The organism is Ruminococcus sp. AF17-1AC (assembly GCF_003461385.1).
In the GTDB taxonomy this organism is placed as follows: Bacteria; Bacillota; Clostridia; order Oscillospirales; family Ruminococcaceae; genus Hominimerdicola; species Hominimerdicola aceti.
The window spans coordinates 46015-70948 of sequence record NZ_QTWZ01000008.1 but is presented as its reverse complement, the minus strand read 5'-3'; the positions used below and the strand labels follow the sequence as shown (position 1 = coordinate 70948).

General features: G+C 41.0%; 24 protein-coding genes. 17 read left to right on the top strand and 7 right to left on the bottom strand.

Annotated features, from left to right (window positions below):
• The first annotated feature begins 12 nt into the window (after positions 1-12).
• From DWW81_RS07235 to rsmG, 5 genes are read left to right on the top strand one after another with little or no spacing between them, the layout of a single operon-like run.
• Positions 13-786, top strand: coding sequence for a hypothetical protein (locus DWW81_RS07235; protein ID WP_117897120.1), 774 nt, complete (start codon positions 13-15; stop codon positions 784-786).
• Complete coding sequence (locus DWW81_RS07230) at positions 779-1732, top strand: TIGR01212 family radical SAM protein (protein WP_117897119.1); 954 nt, start codon at positions 779-781, stop codon at positions 1730-1732. Before DWW81_RS07235 ends, DWW81_RS07230 begins: the two co-directional genes overlap by 8 nt.
• A 12-nt stretch (positions 1733-1744) precedes the next feature.
• Positions 1745-3115 (top strand): tRNA uridine-5-carboxymethylaminomethyl(34) synthesis GTPase MnmE, encoded by a 1371-nt coding sequence (gene mnmE, locus DWW81_RS07225; protein ID WP_117897118.1) that lies wholly within the window; start codon positions 1745-1747, stop codon positions 3113-3115.
• Between the two features lie 36 nt (positions 3116-3151).
• Positions 3152-5035 (top strand): tRNA uridine-5-carboxymethylaminomethyl(34) synthesis enzyme MnmG, encoded by a 1884-nt coding sequence (gene mnmG / locus DWW81_RS07220; protein ID WP_181982698.1) that lies wholly within the window; start codon positions 3152-3154, stop codon positions 5033-5035.
• A 1-nt stretch (position 5036) separates the two neighbouring features.
• Entirely contained in the window at positions 5037-5756 is a 720-nt protein-coding gene (rsmG, locus tag DWW81_RS07215; RefSeq protein ID WP_117897116.1) for a 16S rRNA (guanine(527)-N(7))-methyltransferase RsmG, read from the top strand.
• Positions 5757-6137: 381 nt separating this feature from the next.
• Here rsmG and jag read toward each other — a convergent pair whose 3' ends face one another.
• From jag to rpmH, 5 genes are all read right to left on the bottom strand, one after another.
• Positions 6138-7034 (bottom strand): RNA-binding cell elongation regulator Jag/EloR, encoded by an 897-nt coding sequence (gene jag / locus DWW81_RS07210; RefSeq protein ID WP_117897115.1) that lies wholly within the window; start codon positions 7032-7034, stop codon positions 6138-6140.
• A gap of 43 nt (positions 7035-7077) precedes the next feature.
• A complete protein-coding gene (locus DWW81_RS07205; protein ID WP_117897114.1) occupies positions 7078-8415 on the bottom strand; it encodes a YidC/Oxa1 family membrane protein insertase in 1338 nt (445 codons plus the stop codon).
• 65 nt (positions 8416-8480) lie between these two features.
• A complete protein-coding gene (yidD, locus tag DWW81_RS07200) occupies positions 8481-8729 on the bottom strand; it encodes a membrane protein insertion efficiency factor YidD (protein WP_022287185.1) in 249 nt (82 codons plus the stop codon).
• A gap of 1 nt (position 8730) precedes the next feature.
• Entirely contained in the window at positions 8731-9105 is a 375-nt protein-coding gene (gene rnpA / locus DWW81_RS07195; protein WP_038672794.1) for a ribonuclease P protein component, read from the bottom strand.
• Between the two features lie 227 nt (positions 9106-9332).
• Positions 9333-9467 carry a 50S ribosomal protein L34 gene (gene rpmH / locus DWW81_RS07190; RefSeq protein WP_022287187.1) on the bottom strand — a complete coding sequence of 45 codons (135 nt, stop codon included), beginning with the start codon at positions 9465-9467 and terminating at the stop codon, positions 9333-9335.
• Positions 9468-10005: 538 nt separating this feature from the next.
• Here rpmH and dnaA point away from each other — a divergent pair.
• The 8 genes from dnaA (at position 10006) to gyrA (ending at position 19861) form a co-directional block, all read left to right on the top strand.
• Positions 10006-11367: a chromosomal replication initiator protein DnaA gene (dnaA, locus tag DWW81_RS07185; RefSeq protein WP_117877494.1), complete on the top strand. Its 1362-nt coding sequence runs from the start codon at positions 10006-10008 to the stop codon at positions 11365-11367.
• Between the two features lie 445 nt (positions 11368-11812).
• Positions 11813-12919, top strand: coding sequence for a DNA polymerase III subunit beta (gene dnaN / locus DWW81_RS07180; RefSeq protein WP_117897113.1), 1107 nt, complete (start codon positions 11813-11815; stop codon positions 12917-12919).
• Between the two features lie 4 nt (positions 12920-12923).
• Positions 12924-13148, top strand: a complete 225-nt coding sequence (locus tag DWW81_RS07175; protein ID WP_022287190.1) for an RNA-binding S4 domain-containing protein — start codon at positions 12924-12926, stop codon at positions 13146-13148.
• Position 13149: 1 nt separating this feature from the next.
• Complete coding sequence (recF, locus tag DWW81_RS07170; RefSeq protein ID WP_022287191.1) at positions 13150-14280, top strand: DNA replication/repair protein RecF; 1131 nt, start codon at positions 13150-13152, stop codon at positions 14278-14280.
• Positions 14280-14540: an extracellular matrix/biofilm biosynthesis regulator RemA family protein gene (locus DWW81_RS07165; protein WP_022287192.1), complete on the top strand. Its 261-nt coding sequence runs from the start codon at positions 14280-14282 to the stop codon at positions 14538-14540. Before recF ends, DWW81_RS07165 begins: the two co-directional genes overlap by 1 nt.
• A gap of 103 nt (positions 14541-14643) precedes the next feature.
• A complete protein-coding gene (gyrB, locus tag DWW81_RS07160; RefSeq protein ID WP_117897153.1) occupies positions 14644-16572 on the top strand; it encodes a DNA topoisomerase (ATP-hydrolyzing) subunit B in 1929 nt (642 codons plus the stop codon).
• 15 nt (positions 16573-16587) lie between these two features.
• The gene (locus tag DWW81_RS07155; RefSeq protein WP_117897112.1) at positions 16588-17277 is read left to right on the top strand and encodes a YcxB family protein; all 690 of its coding nucleotides are present in this window, start codon (positions 16588-16590) and stop codon (positions 17275-17277) included.
• A gap of 46 nt (positions 17278-17323) precedes the next feature.
• Positions 17324-19861, top strand: coding sequence for a DNA gyrase subunit A (gene gyrA, locus DWW81_RS07150; RefSeq protein WP_117897111.1), 2538 nt, complete (start codon positions 17324-17326; stop codon positions 19859-19861).
• A gap of 82 nt (positions 19862-19943) precedes the next feature.
• On the opposite strand, the gene DWW81_RS07145 is transcribed toward gyrA, so the two are convergent.
• Positions 19944-20189: a helix-turn-helix transcriptional regulator gene (locus DWW81_RS07145; RefSeq protein WP_117897110.1), complete on the bottom strand. Its 246-nt coding sequence runs from the start codon at positions 20187-20189 to the stop codon at positions 19944-19946.
• Between the two features lie 527 nt (positions 20190-20716).
• Here DWW81_RS07145 and DWW81_RS07140 point away from each other — a divergent pair.
• Positions 20717-21067, top strand: a complete 351-nt coding sequence (locus DWW81_RS07140) for a hypothetical protein (protein WP_117934579.1) — start codon at positions 20717-20719, stop codon at positions 21065-21067.
• A gap of 37 nt (positions 21068-21104) precedes the next feature.
• Here DWW81_RS07140 and DWW81_RS13250 read toward each other — a convergent pair whose 3' ends face one another.
• On the bottom strand, positions 21105-21278 hold the full coding sequence (locus DWW81_RS13250; RefSeq protein WP_181982697.1) for a hypothetical protein: 174 nt from the start codon (positions 21276-21278) through the stop codon (positions 21105-21107).
• 142 nt (positions 21279-21420) lie between these two features.
• Between DWW81_RS13250 and DWW81_RS07135 the strand changes: the two genes are divergently transcribed.
• The 3 genes from DWW81_RS07135 to DWW81_RS07125 all read left to right on the top strand — a co-directional run bounded on the left by DWW81_RS07135 (position 21421) and on the right by DWW81_RS07125 (position 24864).
• Positions 21421-22485 (top strand): hypothetical protein, encoded by a 1065-nt coding sequence (locus DWW81_RS07135; RefSeq protein WP_117897108.1) that lies wholly within the window; start codon positions 21421-21423, stop codon positions 22483-22485.
• A 106-nt stretch (positions 22486-22591) separates the two neighbouring features.
• Entirely contained in the window at positions 22592-23827 is a 1236-nt protein-coding gene (locus DWW81_RS07130; RefSeq protein ID WP_117897107.1) for a CpaF family protein, read from the top strand.
• 47 nt (positions 23828-23874) lie between these two features.
• Complete coding sequence (locus DWW81_RS07125; protein WP_117897106.1) at positions 23875-24864, top strand: kinase; 990 nt, start codon at positions 23875-23877, stop codon at positions 24862-24864.
• Positions 24865-24934 lie beyond the last annotated feature (70 nt).

Below are 24934 nucleotides of genomic sequence, written 5' to 3'. Positions count from 1 at the left end.
AGGAAAATACTAATGGATAAGAAAACTACACGATTCAATATCGTTCATGATGACAATGAATATGAAATACCGGAGGAATGCGAGGCTGCGGAGGAAGCGGCTGAAGAGCTTGCCAAAACGAATTTGGAGGAGCATTACAGCTTTATAAATCTTCTCTCCATAGCGGTCATAATGCTATTTGCCTGCATATTCTTTATTTCAGTTTCAGGAAGCGACATTGTTGAGGACAACAATCTGTCTTTAACATTCAAGACTTTCTTTTCAGGGGATTACACTCAGGCATTGGAGGACTCTTATAATAACAGTATACCTTTTCCTAACGCCATGAAAGCTGTTGAGGAGCGTATCTCTCTTATTTATGGCATCGGCAATAAGGTCACTGACCCTATAAAGGAAACTCCTGACAATACTGATTCTAATCACAACAGCTTCGATCATCCGACTAATAATGACAGTGATGATCCTGACGAAAATGTTATCACCACCACTGCAAAACCGCAGGACGGTGAAGTAACTACCACAAAGAAAAAAGAGGACAAGAAAAAAACAACAACTACCACTGCTATTGACAGACCGGAGGAAACTAAAAGCACCACAACGACTTCAACGGCTTCCACTACCACAAATAATGACAAGCCTTACTATACTGTCACCGAAACTGAGCCTATAGTACAGCCTGGTCCTACTACTACCACGACCACAACAAAGGCAACTGAGACCACAACTCGGCCGACAGAAACTACAGAACCTACCACCGAGCAAACTGAGGGACCGTCAGATGAATAGCAGATTTGATAACCCTTTTCCCTATTCTGATGACAATAAAAGATATCATACCTATAATTATTATTTAAGGCACAAGTTCGGCACTAAGGTTTTCAAGATACCGCTTAATATTGACCTTGGCTGTCCGAACAGAGACGGCACAAAAGGTGTGGGGGGCTGTGTGTTCTGCTCTGCAAAAATGAGCGGAGATTTTGCAGGCGACCCTCATGAGGATATCCTTACTCAGTACAGAGAGATAAGGGAGAAAATGAGCAAGAAGTGGAGCAAGGGTCTGTGCATACCGTATTTTCAGGCAGGCTCAAATACCTATGCTGACGTTGAAACGCTGAGAAAAATGTTTTATACAGCCCTGTCATTTGAAAATACGGCAGGGCTTTCTATCGCAACAAGGGCAGATTGCATCAACGAAGAAAAAGCCGACCTGCTCGGTGAGCTTGCGGAAAAGACTTTTCTTACTGTAGAGCTTGGCTTACAGACTATCCATGATGAAACGGCTTTGAAAATGAACCGCTGTCATACTTTTGCGGATTTTCTCAAAGGCTATGAAATGCTGAGAAAACGCAATGTGAATGTGTGCGTGCATATCATCGACGGGCTTCCCGGTGAAGATAGGGATATGATGCTTGAAACGGCTAAAACTCTCGGTCAGCTTGATATACAAAGCATAAAGATACATCTTCTGCACGTTTTAAAAGGCACTGTGCTTGCGCAGATGTATGAGCGTGGAGAGTTCAGAGCACTTGAAATGGACGAGTATGTTAATATCGTCTGCGACCAGTTGGAGCTTCTGCCTGCGGAGATAGTAATACAGCGTGTGACAGGTGACGGTGCAAAGGACGACCTTGTTGCACCTTTGTGGAGTTTGAAAAAATTCTGCGTTATGAACGAGATAGACAAGGAAATGGGAAGAAGAAATTCATGGCAGGGAAAGGCTCTGTCGGAGTAAAAAGAGGTAAAAATGAAAGATATATGTGCAGTTTCGACACCACTCGCTGAGGGCGGTATATCTGTAATAAGAATAAGCGGAGAAAATGCCATAAGCATAGGTGCAAAGGTTTTTAAACCGCTGTCATGCAAAAGTGTTGAAAACATGGCAGGCTATACCTGTGCATACGGAAAAATAGTTGACAAAAACGGCAGAGAAGTCGATGACGGCGTTCTGACGGTTTTCCGTGCGCCTAAATCATACACCGGTGAAAACGTCTGCGAGATATCATGCCATGGCGGAATATATGTTACAAAAAAAGTTCTCAGACTTTGCATTGAACAGGGTGCAGAGCTTGCTCAGAGGGGCGAGTTCACAAAGAGGGCTTTTCTCAACGGAAAGCTTTCACTTACTCAGGCTGAGGGCGTAATGGAAACTATCTCCGCTCAGGGAGAATATGCACTTAATTCTGCAAATCTTACAAAAGAGGGCAGGCTTTTCAGGCTGATTTCTGATATGTCAAGAAAGTTTGTCACAATACTAGGCGAACTTGCGGCATGGGTGGATTATCCAGAGGAGGACTTGCCTGAGATATCTGAGGATAATCTCAGAGAGAGCCTTAAAAACGCTTTGGCAGGGCTTGATAAAATAATAGCAGATCATGACAGCGGTATGATACTGAAAAACGGTGTTGACACTGTTATCGCAGGTAAGCCGAACGTTGGAAAATCGACCCTCATGAATATGCTGTTGGGATATGACCGCTCCATAGTCACAAATGTGGCAGGCACAACACGAGATGTTATTGAAGAAAGTGCAAAGCTTGGCGAGCTTATTTTGAAGCTTTCCGACACTGCAGGAATACATGAAACTGATGATGAGGTTGAAAAAATAGGCGTTGATATTGCAAAGAAAAAGCTTAAAAACGCTATGCTTGTGATAGAAGTTTTCGACATTTCAAGAAAGCTTGACGAGGAAGACTTGGAGCTTCTTGAATATGTGAAAAAGCTTGGAAAGAAAGTTATCATAGTTCTCAACAAGTCTGACCTTGAAAATGTTGTTGAAAGGTCGCAGCTTGAAAAATATTCAGACTATGTGATAGAGATTTCTGCGAAGCTTGACGAGGGCAGAGAAGAGCTGCAAAAAGCCACAGAGAAGCTTTTGGGCATTGGCGGATATGACGCTGACAGCACGATTTTTGCAAACGAGCGTCAAATAGCCTGTGCAGAACGTGCAAGAAAATATCTTGCCATGGCTCTTGAAAGCCTTGATATGGGAGAGACTTTGGACGCTGTTACTGTGATGATAGATAATGGCGCAAATGCACTTTTGGAGCTGACAGGAGAAAAAGCTACAGAAGCGGTGGTAGACGAGGTATTTTCAAAATTCTGCGTAGGAAAGTAATTTATATGGTCTTATTTTTAGACAGGTGGTTTTATTATGCAAAAGGAATATTTTGATATTATTGTGGTAGGTGCAGGTCACGCAGGCTGTGAAGCGGCTTTGGCGGCGGCACGCCTTGGATTAAAGACGGCACTTTTTACCATAACACTTGACGGTGTTGCCAATATGCCATGCAACCCCTCTATAGGCGGAACTGCAAAGGGACATCTTGTTCGTGAGATAGACGCTTTGGGCGGAGAAATGGGCAAGGCGGCGGATAAAACTTTTCTGCAAAGCAGGATACTCAACCGTGGAAAAGGTCCTGCCGTTCATAGTCTGAGGGCGCAGATAGACCGTGTTGAATATCATAAGCTTATGAAAAAGACTATTGAAGATACTGACGGGCTTTATCTGAAGCAGGCTGAGATAACTGATATTTTATTTGAGGAGGACGGCAAGACTGTCCGTGGTGTGCGTACAAAGCTTGGCACTGAGTATGACTGCAAGGCTGTTGTCATCTCAACGGGAACTTACCTTGGCGGCACTGTCCATGTGGGTGCAGTATCATATTCAAGCGGTCCTGACGCAACTTTGCCTGCACTTAGTCTGACAGAATGTCTTAAAAAGGCAGGAATGACAATAAGACGTTTCAAAACAGGCACTCCTGCCCGTGTACACAAGCGTTCCATAGATTTTGACAAGCTTGAAGTTCAGTGCGGTGACGATGATATAACGCCATTTTCTTTTGATAATCATGAAAAGCTTGAAAATAAAGTCAAATGCTATGTGGCTTATACAAATGAGGAAACACACAAGGTAATAAGAGATAACATACATCTTTCACCTATATATTCGGGTAGGATACACGCTATTGGCCCAAGATACTGTCCGTCTATCGAGGACAAAATAATGAGATTTTCGGATAAGCCAAGGCATCAGCTTTTTATTGAGCCAATGGGTCTTGACACTGACGAATATTATCTGCAAGGTATGTCGTCATCACTGCCTGAGTTCGTTCAGCTTCAATTTTTGCACACTATAAAAGGACTTGAACACGTTGAGATAATGCGAAACGCCTATGCCATAGAATATGATTGCTGTGACCCTACAGAGCTTTCTGCTACGCTGGAGTTCAAGGCTTTTGACGGTCTTTACGGCGCAGGTCAGTTCAACGGCACTTCGGGATATGAAGAAGCCGCCGCACAAGGTCTTATCGCAGGCATAAATGCCGCACTGAAAATTCTCGGCAGAAAACAGCTTATTCTTGACAGAGCGTCTTCATACATAGGCACTCTTATTGACGACCTTGTGACAAAGGGTTGTTCAGACCCTTACAGAATGCTCACATCAAGAAGCGAATACAGACTTTTGCTAAGACAAGATAATGCTGACATAAGGCTCACGCCTATAGGACATGAGATAGGGCTTATCTCAGACGAAAGATATCAGCATTTGCTTGACAAAAATGAACAGATAGCCGCTGAGATAAAGCGTGTTTCAAAAATAAATATTGCACCAGATCCTGAGATAAATGCCTATCTTGAATCTGTAGGCACTGACCCTCTCAACAACGGCATAAAGCTTGCTCAGCTTATCCGCAGACCACAGGTGTCATATGACGGTCTTGCTCCTTTTGATAAGGAACGACCTGAGCTTTCAGCAGAAGTAAAAGAGCAGGTAGAATTGCAGATAAAATATGACGGCTATATAAAGATACAGCTTGAACAGGTGGAGGCTATGCGAAAGCTGGAGAAAAAGGCTTTGCCTGCGGATATTGACTATAATGATATAAAAAGTCTTAGACTTGAAGCAATTGAAAAGCTCAATAAAATAAAGCCTGTATCAGTTGGTCAGGCAAGCCGAATCAGCGGAGTAAACCCTGCTGACGTGGGTGTGCTTTTGGTATGGCTCTCATCAAAGAATGACCATAGGGAGGGATAGTATGTCAAAGCTTATTTCTAAGGACGATTTTATAAAGCTTTTTGATAATTATGATATAACAATATCTGACAGTGATTATTCACGCTTTGAAGCTTATGCAGATCTGCTTTGTGAATGGAACGAGAAAATAAATCTTACTGCTATCACTGACCCTGAGGGAATTTCAATAAAGCATTTTTTTGACAGCGTTTATCCTTTCACACTTTTCGAGGTAAAAGAAAATGCAACGGTAATAGATGTCGGCACAGGGGCAGGATTTCCGTCTTGTCCGCTGAAAATCGTCCGTGACGATATAAAGCTTACACTTTTGGATAGCCTTAACAAGAGGATAAATTTTCTTGCACAGCTTTCAGAAAGTCTTGACCTTGGTGCGACCTGCATACACGGCAGAGCAGAGGAGCTTGGCAGAAGTATGGAGTGCCGTGAACAATTTGACATTGCCACAGCAAGAGCAGTGGCAAACCTGAGCGACCTATGCGAGTATTGCCTGCCTTTTGTAAAAGTCGGAGGATATTTCGTTGCATTGAAAGGCTCAGGAGGAAATGACGAGCTGAAAGAGGCTAAGAATGCTATTAAGATACTGGGAGGAAAGGTCGAAGAGGTCTTTGACTATGAGCTTCCAACAGGCGACGGCAGAACGCTTATCCTCATAAGAAAAGTATCTGAAACACCTGAGAAATATCCACGCAACAAGGGTCAAATGAAAAAGAAAAAATTATAATACAAACTAAAGCAAAATACAAAGCGGTGTCGGAGAACAAATCTCTGCACCGCTTTTGTAGTTTCTTATACAAAGTAAAATCCGCAAAGAGCGACAGCGATTTTGCGGCGGACAAACTGTAGACACAAATGTGTAGGGGCTGGCGCCCTCGACAGCCCGACATCGAAGCGGCTGGACTTGGATTGGTCACGAATGAAAAGAAGCAGACAATATTATAAATTTTTGCGCCGAACATTGTGTAAAAAATACAAATGATATTGAAACCGAAACATCGATAAGCGGGACGTCGGGGGCACCGTCCCCTACAATAAAAAACAAGCAAAATAGCAAAAAAACACGCTGAATTTTTGTTCAGCGTGTTTTCTTATTGTCATTTTTAATTTAGAACTCTATCTTTGAGTAAAGACCTGAATCCTTCATTGTGTCCTCCGGCTTTGGCTTCTTGTAGTCCTTTTCAAAGCTTGTTGTTATGTCAAAACCCTTTGAGCGGCGATTATTATTGTTTCTTCTTCTGCCACCGTTCTTCTTGTAGCCGCCTCTGTTGTCATACTTTCTAGGTGTTGTAGAGCTGATTATTACCTTTCTCCATGGCTCTTCACCCTTTGACTGAGATGTTACACCCTCGATCTCTGATACAGCAGCGTGAATGATTCTTCTCTCATATGGATTCATTGGCTCGAGAGCTGATGAACGACCGCTTCTCTTTACGTTGTTTGCTATCTTTCTTGCAAGCTCTTCAAGCTGAGTCTTTCTTCTTGCCCTGAAACCATTGCAATCTGTGGATATTCTGAAATATTCTCTGTCTATCCTGTTGCATATAAGTGATGCAAGATACTGAAGTGAATCGAGGATATCGCCCTTCTTGCCGATAAGCTTCTCGAACTCTTCGCTCTTTATCTCAAAAAGTGCGCCGTTTTCAAGCTTTGTTACCTCGATCTCTGTGTCTTCTATGCCCATTGCCTTTATAACATTGAGTATATATTCCTTTGCACAGTCAGCCTTTTTCTGCAAAGTGTCGCTCCACTCTGCCTCTGCCTTGACTTCTTCCTGAACTTCTGCCTTTTCTTCAACAGCCTCTGTTTTTTCAGTTACAGTTTCTACCTTTGTTTCAGGCTCATATTCAGCTTCTACCTTTGCCTCACCCTTGATCTTTCCGAAAAAGCCCTTTTTAGGCTCTTCAAGAACTGTGAAAGTGATCTTTTCTACTTCTGTTCCAAATTCAACTGCCGCCTTGTTCTTTGCTTCGTCTACAGTTGCGGCTGTAAAGATCTGTTTCATTTTTTTCTGCTCCTCTCGCTAAAAAAGTTTAGTCAACAACAGGTCAATCCTGTGAATCGTCATATTCGTCGCCGTATTTCTCAGCCATTCTCTTTCTGGCTTCGTTAAGACGTCTTCTCTGCTCGTCTTTAAGCTCCGTCTTCGTTTTCTTCTTAGGCTCATCGTAATCCTCATCGTCAGAAAGTGACTTTCTGATCTCAGCAGGATCCTTACCAGCCTGTATCATCTGAGCCTCAGCCATTTTCTCCATAAGAGTAGGCTTGCCCTTCTTTTTCTGCTTTGCTATATCCTTCTGAACAAGCTCTGCAACGTGTTCAGGTGTATAGATCTTATTGAGTACGATAGTCTGTCCCAGTGCAAACAGTGAAGAATAGCACCAGTAAAGACCAAGACCTGCCGGATAGCTGAAACCGATCCACAGTGAGAAGATAGGCATACCATAAAGCATTATCTTCATTCCCATTCCGCCCATATTAGCAGCGTCAGGATTGTTCTTCTTTGCAAAATGCTGTGAAACGAATGTCACTATAAGCTGCAAAAGTGCTGATACAATAGGGATAATGCAGGAAAGATCCTTCATTGTTGGTATCTTTCCAAGGAAAAGTCCGAAAATGCTGTAGTTGAAATCTTCAGCCGCAGCCTTTACGCTTGTTGGAAGCACATCTGCATACTGTCCGCCCTCTTTTTCAGTGAAAACGAAAGTCATAAGCTCAGGTCTTGACTGAATGAGGTTTGTGGAGAAGTAATTCTCATTAAGAATAAAAGTATCTATATCATTATGAGCCTTAATAGCATTCATAACGTTAGATATCTTGTTGTCATTAGAAAGTGCCTTTGCAGACTTTGGATACTTGTCCTTGTCTGTAAAAAGCTTTTCAAGCTTATCATAAGCTTCGTCCTCAGTAGCACCGTCTTTCTCAAACTTTTCAATAAGCTTTTCTATTGTAGTATCCTTGCTTTTTACCTCAGCACTGACAACATAAAGATTCGATATCATGTTGTTTGAGTCTGTAAGCTCCTCTTTATCTGCGTTTGAAACGTAGGTAAGAGGTCCGTAAATAACAGGGATAAGAGCAAACAGAATTACCATTGTGATGACCATTGGCAAACAGCTTGCCATAGGGTTTACGCCTGCCTTGGCGTAAAGGTTCATCTGCTCTTCCTGCATCTTCTGCTGGTTTTTAGCGTATTTCTTCTTTATCTTTTCAAGCTCAGGCTGAAGCATGGTCATTCTTGCCGTGCTCTTCTGCTGCTTGACGTTAAGCGGAAATACTATAAGTCTTGTAAGGATAGTGAAAAGCAGCAGTGCTATTCCGTAGTTCTTGCATACAAAATAGCAGCCCTTCATTATCCAGCCCAAAGGGGTCGCAATAATACCCATTTAATATCCTCCAGATCAATTATTTGTCATATTGATAACCTATATATCTGATTAAGCTCTCAGGCTTATTTTTTTCTGATTTTAAAATACTCAGTGGTAAGCTTGTCAGGAACATAGTCAACCCCTCCCAGACTCCACGGGTTGCACCTAAGCAATCTCCATACAGTGAGCAGCGTGCCTTTAAAAAAGCCGTGCTTTCTGTAAGCCTCCAGCGCATATGCCGAACAGCTTGGATAATACTTGCACCTTGGTCCGAAAAGAGGACTTATAAATCGCTGATAAAACCTTATCAGCAGCTGAGCCAGTTTACTCATTTTACTTTCTCTTTGCCCTGCCTGACCTGTTATTCTTTGGAACAGGCTTATTCATCTCTTTTATGAGTCTTTTTTTTATAAATCTTTCAATATCCTGAGTTTTCTTTTCCCCTATATCGTTTCTTCCCACAAAAACTATATCATAGCCCAGCGGAAATTCCGCCTCGTTAAGTCTGTAGGCGGCTCTTACTATTCTCTTAATTCTGTTTCTTGTTACCGCGCAGCCCTGCTTTTTGCCCGCCGTTATTCCAAGCCTGTTATACGGGCTACCGTTGGGATAAAAATATGCTGCTACAAAACTGTCTGCACAAAATCTTCCCTTTTTATAGCATCTTAAAAATGCCTTGTTATCCTTTAAAACCGTTGTGAACAGCATCTTCATTTCCCCATTGTGTACTGTTTTTACTCTTTTCGCCTTTTCACGGCAATTTTGCCAAAAAAAGATAAAGACCCAATACCATGCAAATCAATGAATGGTATATAGGTCATCTGAGGCAGCGTCCAACGACGCTTAAATACAACTGCCTAGGGACATCGATTCAGGCGTAACTAACCGCCTGAATAATGCCTGTCAGACTTATCATCAGAAACTGCCTGTATCTCTTAGTAGCTGAGTCTAGCTCTGCCCTTTGCTCTTCTTCTTGCGAGTACCTTTCTGCCGTTAGCAGTAGACATTCTCTTCATGAAGCCGTGAACTTTCTTTCTCTGAAGCTTTTTAGGCTGATATGTTCTTTTCATCGAATTCTCCTCCTTCCGCTTTCAACACTCCGTCATTTTATACAAAAAAACGTCCTCGGAGATGTTTAAACTTATAGGGTCACAGCAAATTACAATATCGCTATGAAAAAAGCCCTTGTAATTTAATATTATAGCTCATTCACACACCATTTGTCAAGCCTGTTCATAATATTTTTATATTTTTTTTGATATTATTTTTCTTTGCTTTGAGGGGCTTACTGTCCGAAAAACCTGCCGCTTACGTCCTCATTTTTTATGAGCATACAATATATTGTGTGCCAAATATAAATTTTATCTGTATTAAGTGTTTTTTCTTATCTTTGAAAAACATACTTTTTATCCTTATTTCTTTCCTTATATATAATATATAGGACTTGAAATTTTAAGTCAAGTGTGCTATAATAGTATAGAATTGATTAATTATGCCTGTTTATATTTTTTTTAAAACTCTGACCTGCCGTCTGTTTGACAGGGGTCACGGCGGACAGCGGAAACACCGCACAGGCAGAGCTATTTTCTAGGAGGTTATGGAGAAACAATGGATTCCTTTAATGACGTATTTCAGGAGGTCCTGAAATATTGCCGAAACTGCAAAAGTATCAGCGAGCCGGGATATAACAAATGGATAAAGATACTTGAACCGATGAAGCTTGAAAACAATGTGGCTTATTTGCTCACTGATTCTGATTTTTCAAGAGATATCACTATGAACGCCTATGAGAATCTTTTAAAAGAAGCTTTTCTCAACACTTTGGGCTTTGAGGTAGATATAAAAATACTTGTTAAAGACAAAGAAGAAGTTAATGAAACTGAGGAAAAGGATATAGAAGTCAAGGTGGCTGACTTTTCTGATGAAGAAAACAACAATCTTACCTTTGATAACTTTATCAAAGGTAAATCGAATGATCTTGCCTATGCTTTCAGCACGGCTGTCGCACATAAGTATGACGAAGATCAGAAAACGCCGTCTAACACAAATACTATATTCAACCCACTTATCATATACGGTGATTCTGGACTTGGAAAAACTCACCTTATGAAAGCTATCGAGCATGAGGTAAAGAAAAATCACCCTGAGCTGAAAATTATTTACACCACAGGTGAATCCTTTATAAACCAGCTCGTTAAAGCTATCGAGTCAAAGGAAACTAATAAATTTCATGATAAATACAGAAATGCCGACTATCTTATGGTAGACGATATACAGACCATTGCAGGCAAGGAGCGTATGCAGGAGGAATTTTTCCATACCTTCAATGATCTTTACAATGCGGGCAAACAGATAGTTCTCACATCGGATATTGCACCGTCAAAGATATCGAAGCTTCAAAACAGGATACTTACCAGATTTTCACTTGGCGTTCAGGTAGACGTTACACCGCCTGATTTTGAAACAAGAATGGCTATCGTAAAGAAAAAGGCTGATATGCTGGACTTACAGCTTTCTGACAATGTCGTAAGGATAATAGCAGAGAAGATAAAGACGAACATACGTCAGCTTGAGGGAACTGTAAACAAAATAAAGGCTCTTACCATTTATACGAATGAAAGCCCGTCCATATCTATGGCTCAGAGGATAATCAAAGAAATAATCATTGAAAATCACCCTGCTGAGATAACGGTTGACAGGATACTTCAGGAGGTAGCGGCAGCATTTGACGTTACTGCTGACGACATAAAATCAACAAACAGACGTGCAAACGTATCCCTTGCAAGAAAAATAGCTATCTATATCTTCAAGGACGTAAAGGGCATGACCTTTATACAGATAGGAAATGTGCTTAACAAAAACCATTCAACTATGACCATACACTATCAGGACGTTGTTAAAAATCTTAAAGAGAACAAACAGCTAAAAGATACCGTTGACGACATAATCAAAAACCTCAAGGACAATTAAACGGACTATTTCAACATTTTCAACATAGTTTTCAACAATTTTGTTGAATATCCGGACTTGGATATATAAAGCTTTGCGGAATGTTTTTCAAAACTTTGCACAATGAAGTTTAAACCATGGTGTTATAAAATAAAACACCGATTTTCAGGTTTCAACATTTTTTGCGATAATAATAAACATTCAACAAACATTTTTTCAACTTTTCAAACACAAAAAAAGTTTTTGAAAACACAGTTGAAGTGATGTTAAAATAAACTTGAAAAGCAAAACAAGTCTGTAAAAGGCTTTGAATGACTTTTCAACCATTTCAACACACTCTACTACTAATACTAATTTAATATTGATTTATTTATATATTATCAAAGCAAAAAATATAAGTTTGAGAAATTCATATGTTGAAAAAACAAAAGTCAGATAAATGTAATTTTTTAGAAAGGAAATTGCTATGAAAATTCTGTGTAATAATGCTTCACTTTGCGGAGCAGTAACAAATGTTTCAAAAGCAGTGTCAGAACGTGCTGCACTTAAATCTCTTGAGGGAATAAAATTCAAGCTTGAAAACTCAGTGCTGGAGCTTACCGGCTATGACCTTGAGATAGGTATAAAAACTGTTATTCCGGTAAAGAGCGACGATTCGGGAGAATTTATACTTAATGCAAGACTTTTTGCTGAAATGATAAGAAAAATGCCTTCTGAAGAGATCCTTATAGAGGTTTCTGAAAATTTTCAGGTAACGATCTCAGGAGGAGTTACCACATTCAATATCCCTGCAACATCAGCAGAGGAATATCCTGCACTGCCTAAGAAAGAGGAAGAAAACAAGATAACTATCTCTCAGCCTGTTCTTAAGGATATGATAAATCAGACAAAGTTTGCCGTGGCTGTTACAGACCTTAAGCCTGTTCTTAAGGGCGAGCTTTTTGAGATCGAAAACGGTACTCTTACTCTTGTTGCCCTTGACGGATACAGACTTGCTGTGAGATATGAGCCTATAAAGTATGACGGAAGTCTTAAATTCGTCGTGCCTGCAAAAACTCTCTCTGAGATAGCAGCACTTCTGGGAGATAATGACGAAGAAACAGCCTCCGTTTATCTCTCAAAAAATCATGTTGTGTTTGAATTAAACGGCTATCTTGTTTATTCAAGACTTATCGAGGGCGAGTTCCACCCTTATAAGTCAGCTATACCAACTACTTGCACAACTGAGGTCATTGTTGACAGGAAAGAGCTTATTGCCGCTCTTGAAAGAAGTTTGATACTTATAAGTGACAGAACACCGTCACCTGCAAGATGCTATTTTGAAAATAATTCTATAAAAATAAACTGCTCAACAAGCGTTGGAAAGATAACAGACGAGATAAAGGCTGATATAGCAGGTCCTGTTATCGAGATAGGCTTCAAGTGCAAATATCTTCTTGACCCTCTGAAGGTCATAAAGGAAGATAAGGTCAAATTGCAGATGAGCGGAAGTCTGCTGCCTATGAAGATAGTTCCGTGTAAGGGCGACGCTTATACTTACCTCGTTCTCCCTGTAAGACTAGCAAAGGAATAAGAATATGAAATATCAACAGATAGATGTAAATATAAAATCAGAGTTTATAAAGCTCGATTCTCTGCTTAAATATGCAGGCGTTGTGGAAACAGGCGGCATTGGCAAGGAGATAATCCTCGAGGAGAGAATCAAAGTAAACGGTGAGGTCTGCACTATGAGGGGAAAGAAGATCCGCCCCGGGGATAAGGTGCAGATAGACGAGATAGCTACAGAGATAGTGGTAAAATAAAATGGTGATAACCAAAATTTCCGCAGACGGATTTAAAAATCTCAAAAAAGTCGAGATATATCCTCATGAGAAAATGAATATTTTCTGCGGAAAGAATGCTCAGGGCAAAACAAATCTTATAGAAGCTATATGGCTTTGCAGCGGAGTGAGGTCTTTTCGCAACACAAAAGACAGAGAAATGATAGATATAAACGGACAGTTCATGAATATCGACATTTCATTTAAAAACAGCTTTCGCAGTCAGGATATACATTTTGCAATGGCAAGACCTAATGTGAGAGAAAAAAACGTCACCTTGAACGGCGTAAAGCTGAAAACTCCCTCAAAGCTTTTCGGAAGCCTTGATTGTGTTATCTTTACTCCTGAGGATCTGGAGCTTTCAAAAGGCTCTCCCGAAAACAGACGGCAGTTTCTTGACCTTTCAGTGTCACAGATAAAAAATTCCTACAGCTCTGTTATCTCAAAATATGATGATCTTATAGAGCAGAGAAATATATTGTTAAAAAATATCTGTTACGGCAGATCAAAAAGAGAAGAGCTTGAAGTGTGGGATATCCAGCTTGCTCAGCTTGGGGCTTATATCTCGCTTTTAAGATATAATTATACCAAAAAGCTCGATATGTTCGCAAAAAAGCTTTATGAGGATATATCAGAGGGCAGAGAAAGGCTGGAGCTTGAATATTATTCCACTGTGTATTCCAATCTGGAGGGCAGAAAAGATTATGCAGGAGAAATGGCTGAAGAGTATCTAAGCTGTCTGCAAAATAATCTTGATGACGATATAAGAGCAGGATTTACACAGAAAGGCGTTCACAGAGATGACCTTGCGGGAAAAATAAACGGACTGGCAGTTAGACAGTTCGCTTCTCAGGGACAGCACCGCTCTCTCGCACTTATTTTGAAGCTTTCGCAGGCTTATATACTTGCCGAGGAGATAGACGACAGCCCGTGTATACTTCTCGATGATGTTTTGAGCGAGCTTGACCTATCAAGGCAGAAGTTCGTTATCTCGAAAATACACGATATGCAGGTCTTTATAACCTGCTGTGACAGGAATATCCCCTTTGACGAGAAAAGCCATGGAAAGATATTCAATATAGAAAACGGAATGATAGTTCAGGAGAATAAGTGATGTTTCTGCATTTAGGAAATAACTATTTAGTCAATACTAAAGATATCATAGGGATCTTCGATATAGAGAACACCTCTGTTTCTGCCAACACAAAGGAATTTCTAAATTTTGCGGCAAAAAACAGACGTGTTGTGAACTGCACATATGAGATGCCTAAAAGCTTTGTGGTGTGCCTTGATAAAGACTTTACGGAAACTGTGTATATAAGTCAGATGAGCTGTGCCACACTTTTGAAAAGAAGCAAAAGAATGCCTGAATGATGAATCAAAGATATAAGATTATAAGATAAAAACCAAGTGATGAGGGGGTTATTTTTTGGAAAATAACAACGAGATCGAGATCCAGAACACCGAGGAAATATCCATGGTGGATAAGCAAAATGATTATAATGAAAATCAGATACAGGTGCTGGAGGGTCTTGAAGCGGTAAGAAAAAGACCTGGTATGTATATCGGATCAACAGGTCCAAAGGGACTTCACCACCTTGTCTACGAGATAGTTGACAACGCTATCGATGAGGCATTGGCAGGATATTGCACTGAGATAGAAGTAGAGATACTTCCCGGGGACATTATCAGAGTTACCGATAACGGACGTGGTATCCCTACAGGTATACACCCAAAGGAGAAAATATCTGCTGCAACGGTAGTTTATACCATTCTCCACGCAGGCGGAAAGTTCGGCGGCGGCGGATATAAGGTAGCAGGCGGACTTCACGGCGTTGGTGCGTCTGTAGTAAACGCCCTCTCGGAATATCTTGAGCTTACAGTTTATGACGGAAAACATATTCATTTTCAGAGGTTTGACAGAGGTAATTATTCAGAGCCGCTGAAAATAATCGGCGATACTGATAAAACAGGTACTTCCGTTCTCTTTAAGCCTGACCCTGAGATATTTCAGGAAACAACAGTTTTCGATTATGAAACACTGCTGAAAAGACTTAGAGAACAGGCATTCCTTAATGCCGGTATAAAGATAATATTCACTGATAAGAGAAATGAAGCCGAGCCTGTGGGCGAAACTCTCCATTATGAGGGCGGTATAAGACAGTTTGTGGAGCATATCCACAAAACAAGAGGCGTTACTCCGCTTTCTGAGGAAGTTATCTACGTCAACGGCATGGAGGGCGATACCTTTGCCGAGATAGCTTTGCAGTATAACGATACTTATAATGACCTTATACTTTCATTTGCTAATAATATCCATACTCCTGACGGTGGTACTCATGAAACAGGCTTCAAAAATGCTCTTACAAAGGTAATAAATAACTACGGTAAGAAGTTCGGCTATCTTAAAGACGACGATAAGCTTCTTGGCGACGATGTAAGAGAGGGTCTGACAGCTATAGTATCCGTTAAGCTCACAAACTGTGAGTTTGAGGGACAGACAAAGGGCAGACTTGGCAATCCTGAGGTAAGACCTTTCGTTGACAAGATAGTTACCGAAAAGCTTATGAACTACTTCGAGGAAAACCCTACTGTGGCAAAGGCTATTTTTGATAAGTCCGTTCAGGCACAAAAGGCAAGAGAAGCCGCAAAGAAAGCAAGAGAGCTTACAAGAAGAAAATCTGCTCTTGAATCCTCTTCATTGCCTGGCAAGCTTGCTGACTGTTCTGAGAGAGATGCTTCACTCACTGAGATCTATATCGTCGAGGGAGATTCTGCGGGCGGCTCTGCAAAGGAAGGCAGAGATAGAAAATATCAGGCTATACTTCCTTTGTGGGGAAAAATGCTCAACGTTGAAAAAGCTAGGATAGATAAGGTATACGGCAATGAAAAGCTTATGCCTGTTGTTACCGCACTGGGAACATCAATAGGCGAGGACTTTGACCTTTCAAAGCTCCGTTACGGCAAAGTTATAATCATGGCCGATGCCGATGTGGACGGTTCTCATATCAGAACACTTCTGCTCACATTCTTCTTTAGATTTATGCGTCCTCTTATCGAGGATGGTCATATCTATCTTGCTCAGCCGCCGCTTTTCAAGGTCGCAAGGGGCAAGCAGGTCAGATATGCTTTCTCAGACGCAGAGAGAGATCAGTATATTTCTGAACTTTCGGGTGAAAACAATCTGAAAGTAAACGTTCAGAGATATAAAGGTCTTGGTGAGATGGACCCTGAACAGCTTTGGGAAACAACCATGGATCCTGAAAGAAGAACTATGATAAAGGTGACAATGGAGGACGCTGTTAAGGCGGACGAGATATTCACTATTCTTATGGGCGATAAGGTCGCACCGAGAAAAGAATTTATAGAGAAAAATGCAGAGTATGTAAAGGATCTTGACGTTTAAAGAAAGGATACTGCTTTGGATAACAACGAAAATAAAAATCAGGAAAAAGAGCTTGAAGAGGTAAAGACAGAGGAAGCTGTTGAAACGGCTGAGAAAGCTGTTGATAATGCTGATGGGGTGGAAGAAGCACAGATAGAAAAAGAGCCTGTTTTGAGCTTTGAGTATGATGTGAAAAACGAGGAAGAGGAAAGAGCTTTTTTAGCCTTTCAGAAGAAATTCGTTTATGCGCATAACTGGAAGATAACAGCGGCTTTCGGCGTTGTTGCGGTGCTTTTTATAGTGTCCATAGTGAGAAACCCTTCGGGATATCTTAACTGGGTGCTGGCGTTCATATGCCTTGCAATAATCGTTCTCACATGGTATAACACCAGAAGAATAAGAAAATATCTTATGCAGGCACTTAAACCTCTTGAGGACGACAAGTATGTTTTCACCCTCTATGATGACAGCTTCAAAATAGAAACGCTGCCGACAGAGGAGGAAAAGCAGGAGGAGGACTTTACTCCTGTTCCACCGAGGATAGTTGGTTTTGAGGATATCTCACTAAACGTTTTGGAAAATGACGAGATGTTTATTATAATACTCAAAAAAGAAACTATTTATGTGCTTGCAAAAAGAGTTATGAACGAGCAGCAGCAGGAAACTCTTAGAAAAACTTTTTCAGAGCTGCTTGATAGCGATTATGAAATGATAGATAATAAATAAGAACAGGATATGTTCTTTTCAAAGTAAACCGAAAGGTTAAAAAGGAGTGGATAAAGTGAGCGATTATAACGTTATTGACACTGATGTTGAAGCGATAATGAAAGAATCTTTCATTCAATATTCAATGGCGGTAATTGTATCCAGAGCCTTACCTGATGTAAGGGACGGACTTAAACCTGTTCACAGAAGAATTTTATATACCATGTATGAAAATGGTCTTACACCTGATCAAGCTTACAGAAAATGTGCAGATACGGTCGGATCTGTGCTTGGTAAATATCACCCGCACGGTGACGCATCAGTTTATGACGCACTTGTAAGACTTGCTCAGAAGTTCTCAATGAGATATCCTCTTGTTGACGGTCACGGAAACTTTGGTTCCGTTGACGGCGACCCTCCGGCTGCCTACCGTTATACTGAGGCTAAAATGGCTAAGATGTCAGTAAATATGCTGACAGATATAAACAAAACAACTGTTGATTTTCAGTCAAACTATGATGACAGACTTAAAGAGCCTGTTGTGCTGCCGTCAAGATTTCCAAATCTTCTCTGTAATGGCTCAGTAGGTATCGCTGTGGGCATGGCAACGAATATCCCTCCTCATAACCTCCATGAAGTTATCGAGGGCATGAAAACTGTCATGAAAAACCCTGACTGCACACTTGATGAGCTTATGCAGAGCATAAAGGGTCCTGACTTCCCTACAGGCGGTATCATCATGGGCAGGTCCGGTATCAGAGCGGCTTACGGCACAGGTCGAGGAAAGATAACACTGCGTTCAAAGACCTCTATCGAGGAGATAAAGGGCAGAAACTGCATTATCGTTACTGAGATACCTTACATGGTAAACAAGGCAAGACTTGTTGAGTCTATCGCTGACCTTGTTAAGGAAAAGCGTATCGACGGAATACATTATATCAACGATGAATCCGGCAAGGACGGAATGAGGATCGTTATCGAGCTTAAAAAGGACGCTAATCCGCAGGTAGTTCTCAATAAGCTGTTCAGCTATACACAGCTTCAGGATACTGTGGGCGTTATAATGCTCGCTCTTGTGAACGGTATACCTAAGGTGCTGACCCTCAAGGAAATGCTTGAGCAGTATATAGACTTTCAGGTGGATGTTATCACAAGAAGAACTAAGTTCGATCTTAACAAGGCTAAGGAAAGAGAGCATATCTTAAAGGGTCTTGTTATCGCACTTGACAATATTGACGAAGTTATCGAGATAATGAAAACTTCTAAGAATATCCCTGAGGCTAAGCAAAGACTTAATCAGCGTTTTGGTCTTACAGATATTCAGGCTGACCATATCGCAAATATGACCCTCGGACGTCTGACCGGTATGGAAAGACAGAAGATAATCGACGAGTTGGCTGAGATCGAAGTCAAGATAGCTGACCTTGAAGATATCCTTGCAAATCATCAGAGAATACTTGATATAATCATTGAAGAGGTCGAGGCTATTCAGGATAAGTTCGGTGACGAGAGAAGAACTCAGATAGAAAATGTCAGCGGTGAAGTTGATATTGAAGATCTTATCCCTGTTGAGGAAAGCGTTGTTACCTATACAAATGCAGGATATATAAAGAGAATGCCTGTTTCAGAGTATAAGGCTCAGAAGCGTGGCGGACGTGGCGTAACGGGTATGAAACAGCGTGAGGACGATTATATCGACGAGCTTCAGACCTGTTCTTCACATGATAATATACTCTTTATCTCCAATAAGGGCATAATGTATAAGCTAAAATGCTATGAGCTTCCGGAAGGTTCAAAGGCTTCAAGAGGCACAAATATAGTAAATCTTCTTGAACTGGGAGAGGGCGAGAAGATAGCCGCAATGATAAAAACTGCCGATTTTGACGAGGGCAAGTATATCGTTATGGTAACAAAGAACGGCAAGATAAAGAGAACTCCGCTGACTTCCTACAGAAATGTAAGAAAGAATGGTCTTATTGCAATCGGTCTTGATGAGGGCGACGAGATTGCAGGAGTAAGAATGACCTTTGGCGACAATGAGGTCATCGTTGCAACGCATAATGGTTATGCTATCAGGATAAGAGAAACAGATATAAGAGAGATGTCAAGAGTTGCACACGGCGTAAAGGCTATAAAACTCAGGGGCAGCGACTATGTTGTATCAATGGCAAGAGTAAGAGAGGGTGCAAGCGTTCTCACTGTTGCAGAAAATGGTCTTGGCAGACGTGTTCCGCTGGAGTCTTATAAGGTACAGAACAGAGGCGGCTATGGTCTTATGAACTATAAGAGTGGCGGAGTATGCGGAATAAAGGTCGTTGATGATGAAGATGATATCATCATGATATCCACAGACGGCATTGTTATCAGAATAAGAGCCTGCGATATCAGCATGATGAGCAGATACTCCCGTGGCGTAAGACTTATGAGAGTCGGCGAGGACGGCAGAGTGGTTTCATTCACAAGAACTGAGCATGACGATGAAGCTGAAACAGCAGAGGTAGAAAAGGCTACTGCCGAGGAGATAGCAGAGGCTCAGGCTGAGGAAAATGCTGAGGTCATTGTTGAGGATAATGGTGAGAGTGCTGATAATGGCGCAGAAGAATAGTTTATTATTCGGAACGTTATAGTATTATAATTATTATAATAAGGAAAAGCCCTGCACGGGAATGTGCGGGGCTTTTTTTGCGCTATGTATTATTTTCATCTTCGGCGATATCATCGGGTGTGATAAATTTAAGAAGATCGCCAATATCGCAATCAAGATAGCTGCATATTCTTGCCAAAACGGGGAGGTCAACTCTCGATATTTTGTTATTGCAATAGCTGTTGAACTGGGTCGCACTTACGTCGCAATTTTTTATTATCTTATATTTGCTTATGTTATGAGCTTTTCTATACTCTTCAAGGGTTATCACGATCTTGCCGCTGTTCATTTATTATACCGCCCTTTCTATCTGATCTTTTTTGAGGTTTTAAGGCGACCGCATACGCATATTGTATGCAGGTCGCTTTTATTATTTTGTAATTTTGTAATTTTGTAAAATAAAAGGCGGCACTTTTACACATCTTCAAAATAAACAGAACAGAAAAGTGTTGCCTTAAAATAATAATACTCTAATAACAGTATAATATATGATTGAAAAAATATAAAGCTGATAAAGTATTCACTGAAACTATTGACAGTTATAAATATATGTGATATAATGCAAATATATAGAAATATCAAGAGAAATGTAATAAGTATTGTTTTCGGCGTTATTTACATTGTATTATTATTTTGTTGGTACTTACAATGTTCTCAAAGCAAAAGGAAAAAACAAAATGTGCGTTGGTCGCTGCAATTATGTCGTATATCATAATACCTGTATTTTTGATGATAGTCGAAAATATCATACCTCTGGTTTTAATACTTATTGTAACTGTCATTATGGTAATTTTGACGAGGTACGGCTGCAAATTAATGGATAAATATTCAAAAGTATCGAATGAAAGAAGTAAGGAAAGACTTAAAGAACGCAGAGAACGAAGAGAGCGTGCAAAAGAGAGAGAAGAAAATGCCGATAAGGCTGATAAAACAGGTTCAAATCAGTATCAGAAGAAAGTGAATCTTGAACTGAATACAAATTTTTGGAGAAGCAAGGTCGGACAGGCAACAAATGTGCCTGCGGCGGATTGTGTATATTGCTATGACAATCAGCATACGATAATGTTTGTTTGTACTGTTCAGCAATTTGAACAGGGTAAGGTGGCGGTTTATAATAAGAAAAAAAGAATAACGACCGTAGCAGGTTGCAAACCGCCGCAGAGATAAAAAAAGCCTCCCGAAGGCAGCTTTTAAATTTTAAATATCAATTATTTTTCAGCTTATTGAAAAATGTGGGCTTTAGGCTCTTGCTTATTGGGATAATGTGATCGTGTATCATATGTATGTTTTTTAGGATAAAGTCGAGAAATGTGAAGCTGTCTGCATAGCTGTCGATCTTTATCGCAAAGGGTAGCTCAGATGAGATCATTTTCAGCATTTTGGAAAGATCATTATTAATATAGTATATAATTAAAAAATAATGAAGATACAAATATATGATGACTTAAAATAAATATTAAGTTAACTGGTATTAAATATAATAAAGTTATTAAGTTATAAAATTATAAGGAGTTTGGAAAATGAAAATAAGAATAGCTTTGATCGATTCAGATGATCTTTATCTGCAAAGGTTCGTTTCGACCTTTAACAGCAAGTATTTCGATAAAATAACTATTTTCTCTTTCAGCGACCCTGCTATCGCAGAGAGCAATATGCAGATGAGCAAGTACGATATTGTTATCGCTGCGGAGAATTTTGACCTCACTCCCTTTAAGGACAGATGTGCGGTGGCATATTTCTCAAACTCTAACGAGATAAACGAACTCAACGGCGAAAAGGCTATCGGAAAATATCAGAGGGTGGAAAATATCTATAAGCAGATTCTCGACCTTTACTCTGAGATACATAAAGGCATTATATACAACGACAATGGTGGTGACAACGGCACAAAGATCATTGGCGTTTTTTCTGCCTGTGGCGGAGCAGGTGCGACATCTGTCGCTTCGGCTTATGCGAGAGCTTTGGCAGCAAGAGGCGAAAGCGTGCTTTATTTTGACCTTGAGAAAAACAACTGCAACCACGTTTTCAAGGGCGAGGGTCAGCAGGTCACATTCGGCGATGTTGTTTACGCTATCAAGAGCCAGAACGCAAATCTTGGACTAAAGCTTGAAAGCTGCGTAAAGCACGACCCTTCGGGAGTTTATTTCTATGAACCTTGCGAAAGCGTGCTGGATTTTCTCGAGCTTAACGATGAGGAGATACTTGACGTTATTAGAACTCTCAAGGCGGCAGGAAAATACACTTATATGATAGTTGATTTCAACTTTGATTTTGCTCCGCTGCATTTTGAGCTTATGAAGCTTATGTACAAGACTTTTGTTGTGTCTCTCGGTACTGACAATGCTATCGCAAAGTTGAGAAGCCTTGCAGGGGCGTTTGAGCTAAAGGAGGAGCAGGAGAATTTTCCTTATATCGAGCGAATGAACCTTGTTTACAACAGGTTTACTAACGAGACTTCGCTGACTGCGGACGAGCTTAGGATAAAGATCGCAGGTGGCGTGCCTGATTTCGGCAATGCACCGTTTGAACAGACTGTTTTCAAACTCACTACCCTTGGAATGTTCTCGGGGGAAAGCTTTAAGTAAAATAGAAACTTGACAGAACAAAGACGGGTAAACAACGGGCGAACGCTTTGTATCTTATAATAAAATTGGCAAAAAGTTAAGTATAGAAAAAACACAGGTGAAAAATATGAATGAAGATTTCAGCGAGATAATTGCCGCCGTCAAGAAATTTGCGGTGGATAATCTCTCTCTTTCGACACTTTCGGACGAGGAGCTTGAAGAGCAGATAAAGACCATAACCGACAATATGATCGGCAACAGGTATGTGTCTATCAAAAACAGGGTGGATATCGCTCAGCAGGTGTTCAGCTCTATCAGAGGTTTTGGTCTCCTTGACACCATTATGAACGACGACACTATCACGGAGGTTATGATAAACGGCGCTGATAATATTTTTATCGAGCAGGCCGGACGTGTAAAAAGGCTCGATGAGAGCTTTGAAAGTCAGCGAAAGCTTGAGGATATCATTCAGCGTATCGTTGGTAAGGCAGGACGTGAGGTCAATCAGTCTAACCCTATCGTTGATACAAGACTTCCAGACGGCTCTCGTGTAAACGTGGTTTTGCCGCCTATCGCTCTTTGCGGTCCGACTGTTACAATAAGAAAGTTCTCTAAGACACCTATGACTATCGAGAAGCTTATTTCGTACGGCTCTATCACAAGGGAGATAGCGGACAAGCTAAAGCTGTTAGTTGAGGCAAAGTACAATATTTTCATCTGCGGCGGTACTGGTTCGGGTAAGACAACATTTCTTAACGCTCTTTCAAATTACATTCCAAAGGACGAGCGTGTTATCACTATCGAGGACTCTGCGGAGCTACAGATAAGGGGCGTTGACAACCTTGTAAGCCTTGAAACGAGAAATGCAAACGCTTCGGGCGCAGGTGCGGTCACGATAAGAGACCTTATCAAATCATCACTTCGTATGAGACCGGAACGAATCGTTGTTGGAGAGGTCAGAGGCGGTGAAGCCCTTGATATGCTCCAGGCGATGAACACGGGTCACGACGGCTCGCTTTCAACAGGCCACGCAAACTCAACGCAGGATATGCTCAGCAGACTTGAAACAATGGTCTTGCAGGGTGCGGACGGTTTGCCGCTGGAAGCTATCAGACAGCAGATATCTTCTGCTATCGACATAATAATACACCTTTCGAGGCTTAGAGACCATTCAAGAAAGACTATGGAGATAACAGAAGTGCTTGGCTTTGAGAACGGGCAGATAAAGCTCAATCCGCTTTATGTTTTTGAAGAGGACGAGAACACCACACTTGAAAAGGTATCGGGTTCATTGAAGCGAACTTCCAATCCAATGCAGAATGTTTTCAAGCTCCAGCTTTCGGGAATAACTGAGGTTATCTAACTACGACAGTTATTTTATAAGATCATAATTATTAAGGACAGAAATATATGAGGAAAAAGAATAAGAACAATAACGAAAATGCGCAAATGCAGGATATGAATACCGTTCAAATGGACGGGGCGAACGCTGCTTTTGCGGCGAATGCGAATTTCTCTGGGGCGATATTGCAGGACGCTGAGGCAATGGAAACCTTGACTGCGGAAAGCGGTGAGAAGTCTAAGAAAGCTAAAAAGGCTTTGGCTAAGAAAGAGAAAGCAAAAAAGAAAAAAGAAGAGTATATCGAAAAAAAGGGTCTGCTTGGAAATGCGGACGATTACCACGTTTATCATATGAAGCCTGTGGACACTCTCACGGGATATCTTATGGGTGTGGCGGCTGTGGCTGCGGGTGCGTATATATTCTTTTACTCTATCCCATTCAGCATTATCGCAGGTGCGATAGCGGGATTTTTCAGCATTAAACTTTATCGAAAGAGCCTTTTGAAAAAGAGACAGCGCAGGCTGCTTTTGCAGTTCAAGGACTTGCTTGAATCAATAAACAATTCATATGCGGCAGGAAAAAACACTCCCGACGCTTTTCTCGGAGCTTATAACGATCTGCAAATGCAGTACGGCGAGACTTCCGACATTGTAAAGGAAGTTGCCATTATAAATGCAGGTATTCAGAACAACTACAATATCGAGGAGCTGCTCCTTGACCTTGGGGACAGGAGCGGACTTGAGGATATAACGAACTTCTCGGACGTATTTGAGGTATCCAACCGTTTGGGCGGTAATCTGAAACAGGTGGTATCTGAAAGCTATGATATGATAAGAGACAAGATCGACATTGAGCTTGAGATAAACACCATTGTGGCAAGCGGACGAAACGAGCTCAATATTATGGCGGCGCTGCCGTTTCTTGTGGTGCTGATGATGAAGGCGACATCTGATTCGACAGGCACGAATATTCTTGATATCGGTGCAAAGATAATCGGTATCGTGCTTATCGGAATCGCTTATCTTATCGGACTGAAGATGACTAAGATAAAGATTTAGAGATTTTCTTGTAGGGGCGACCTGTGGTAGCCCGCTGGTACAAGTCTTTAAAAAGTTTAGAAAAATTATT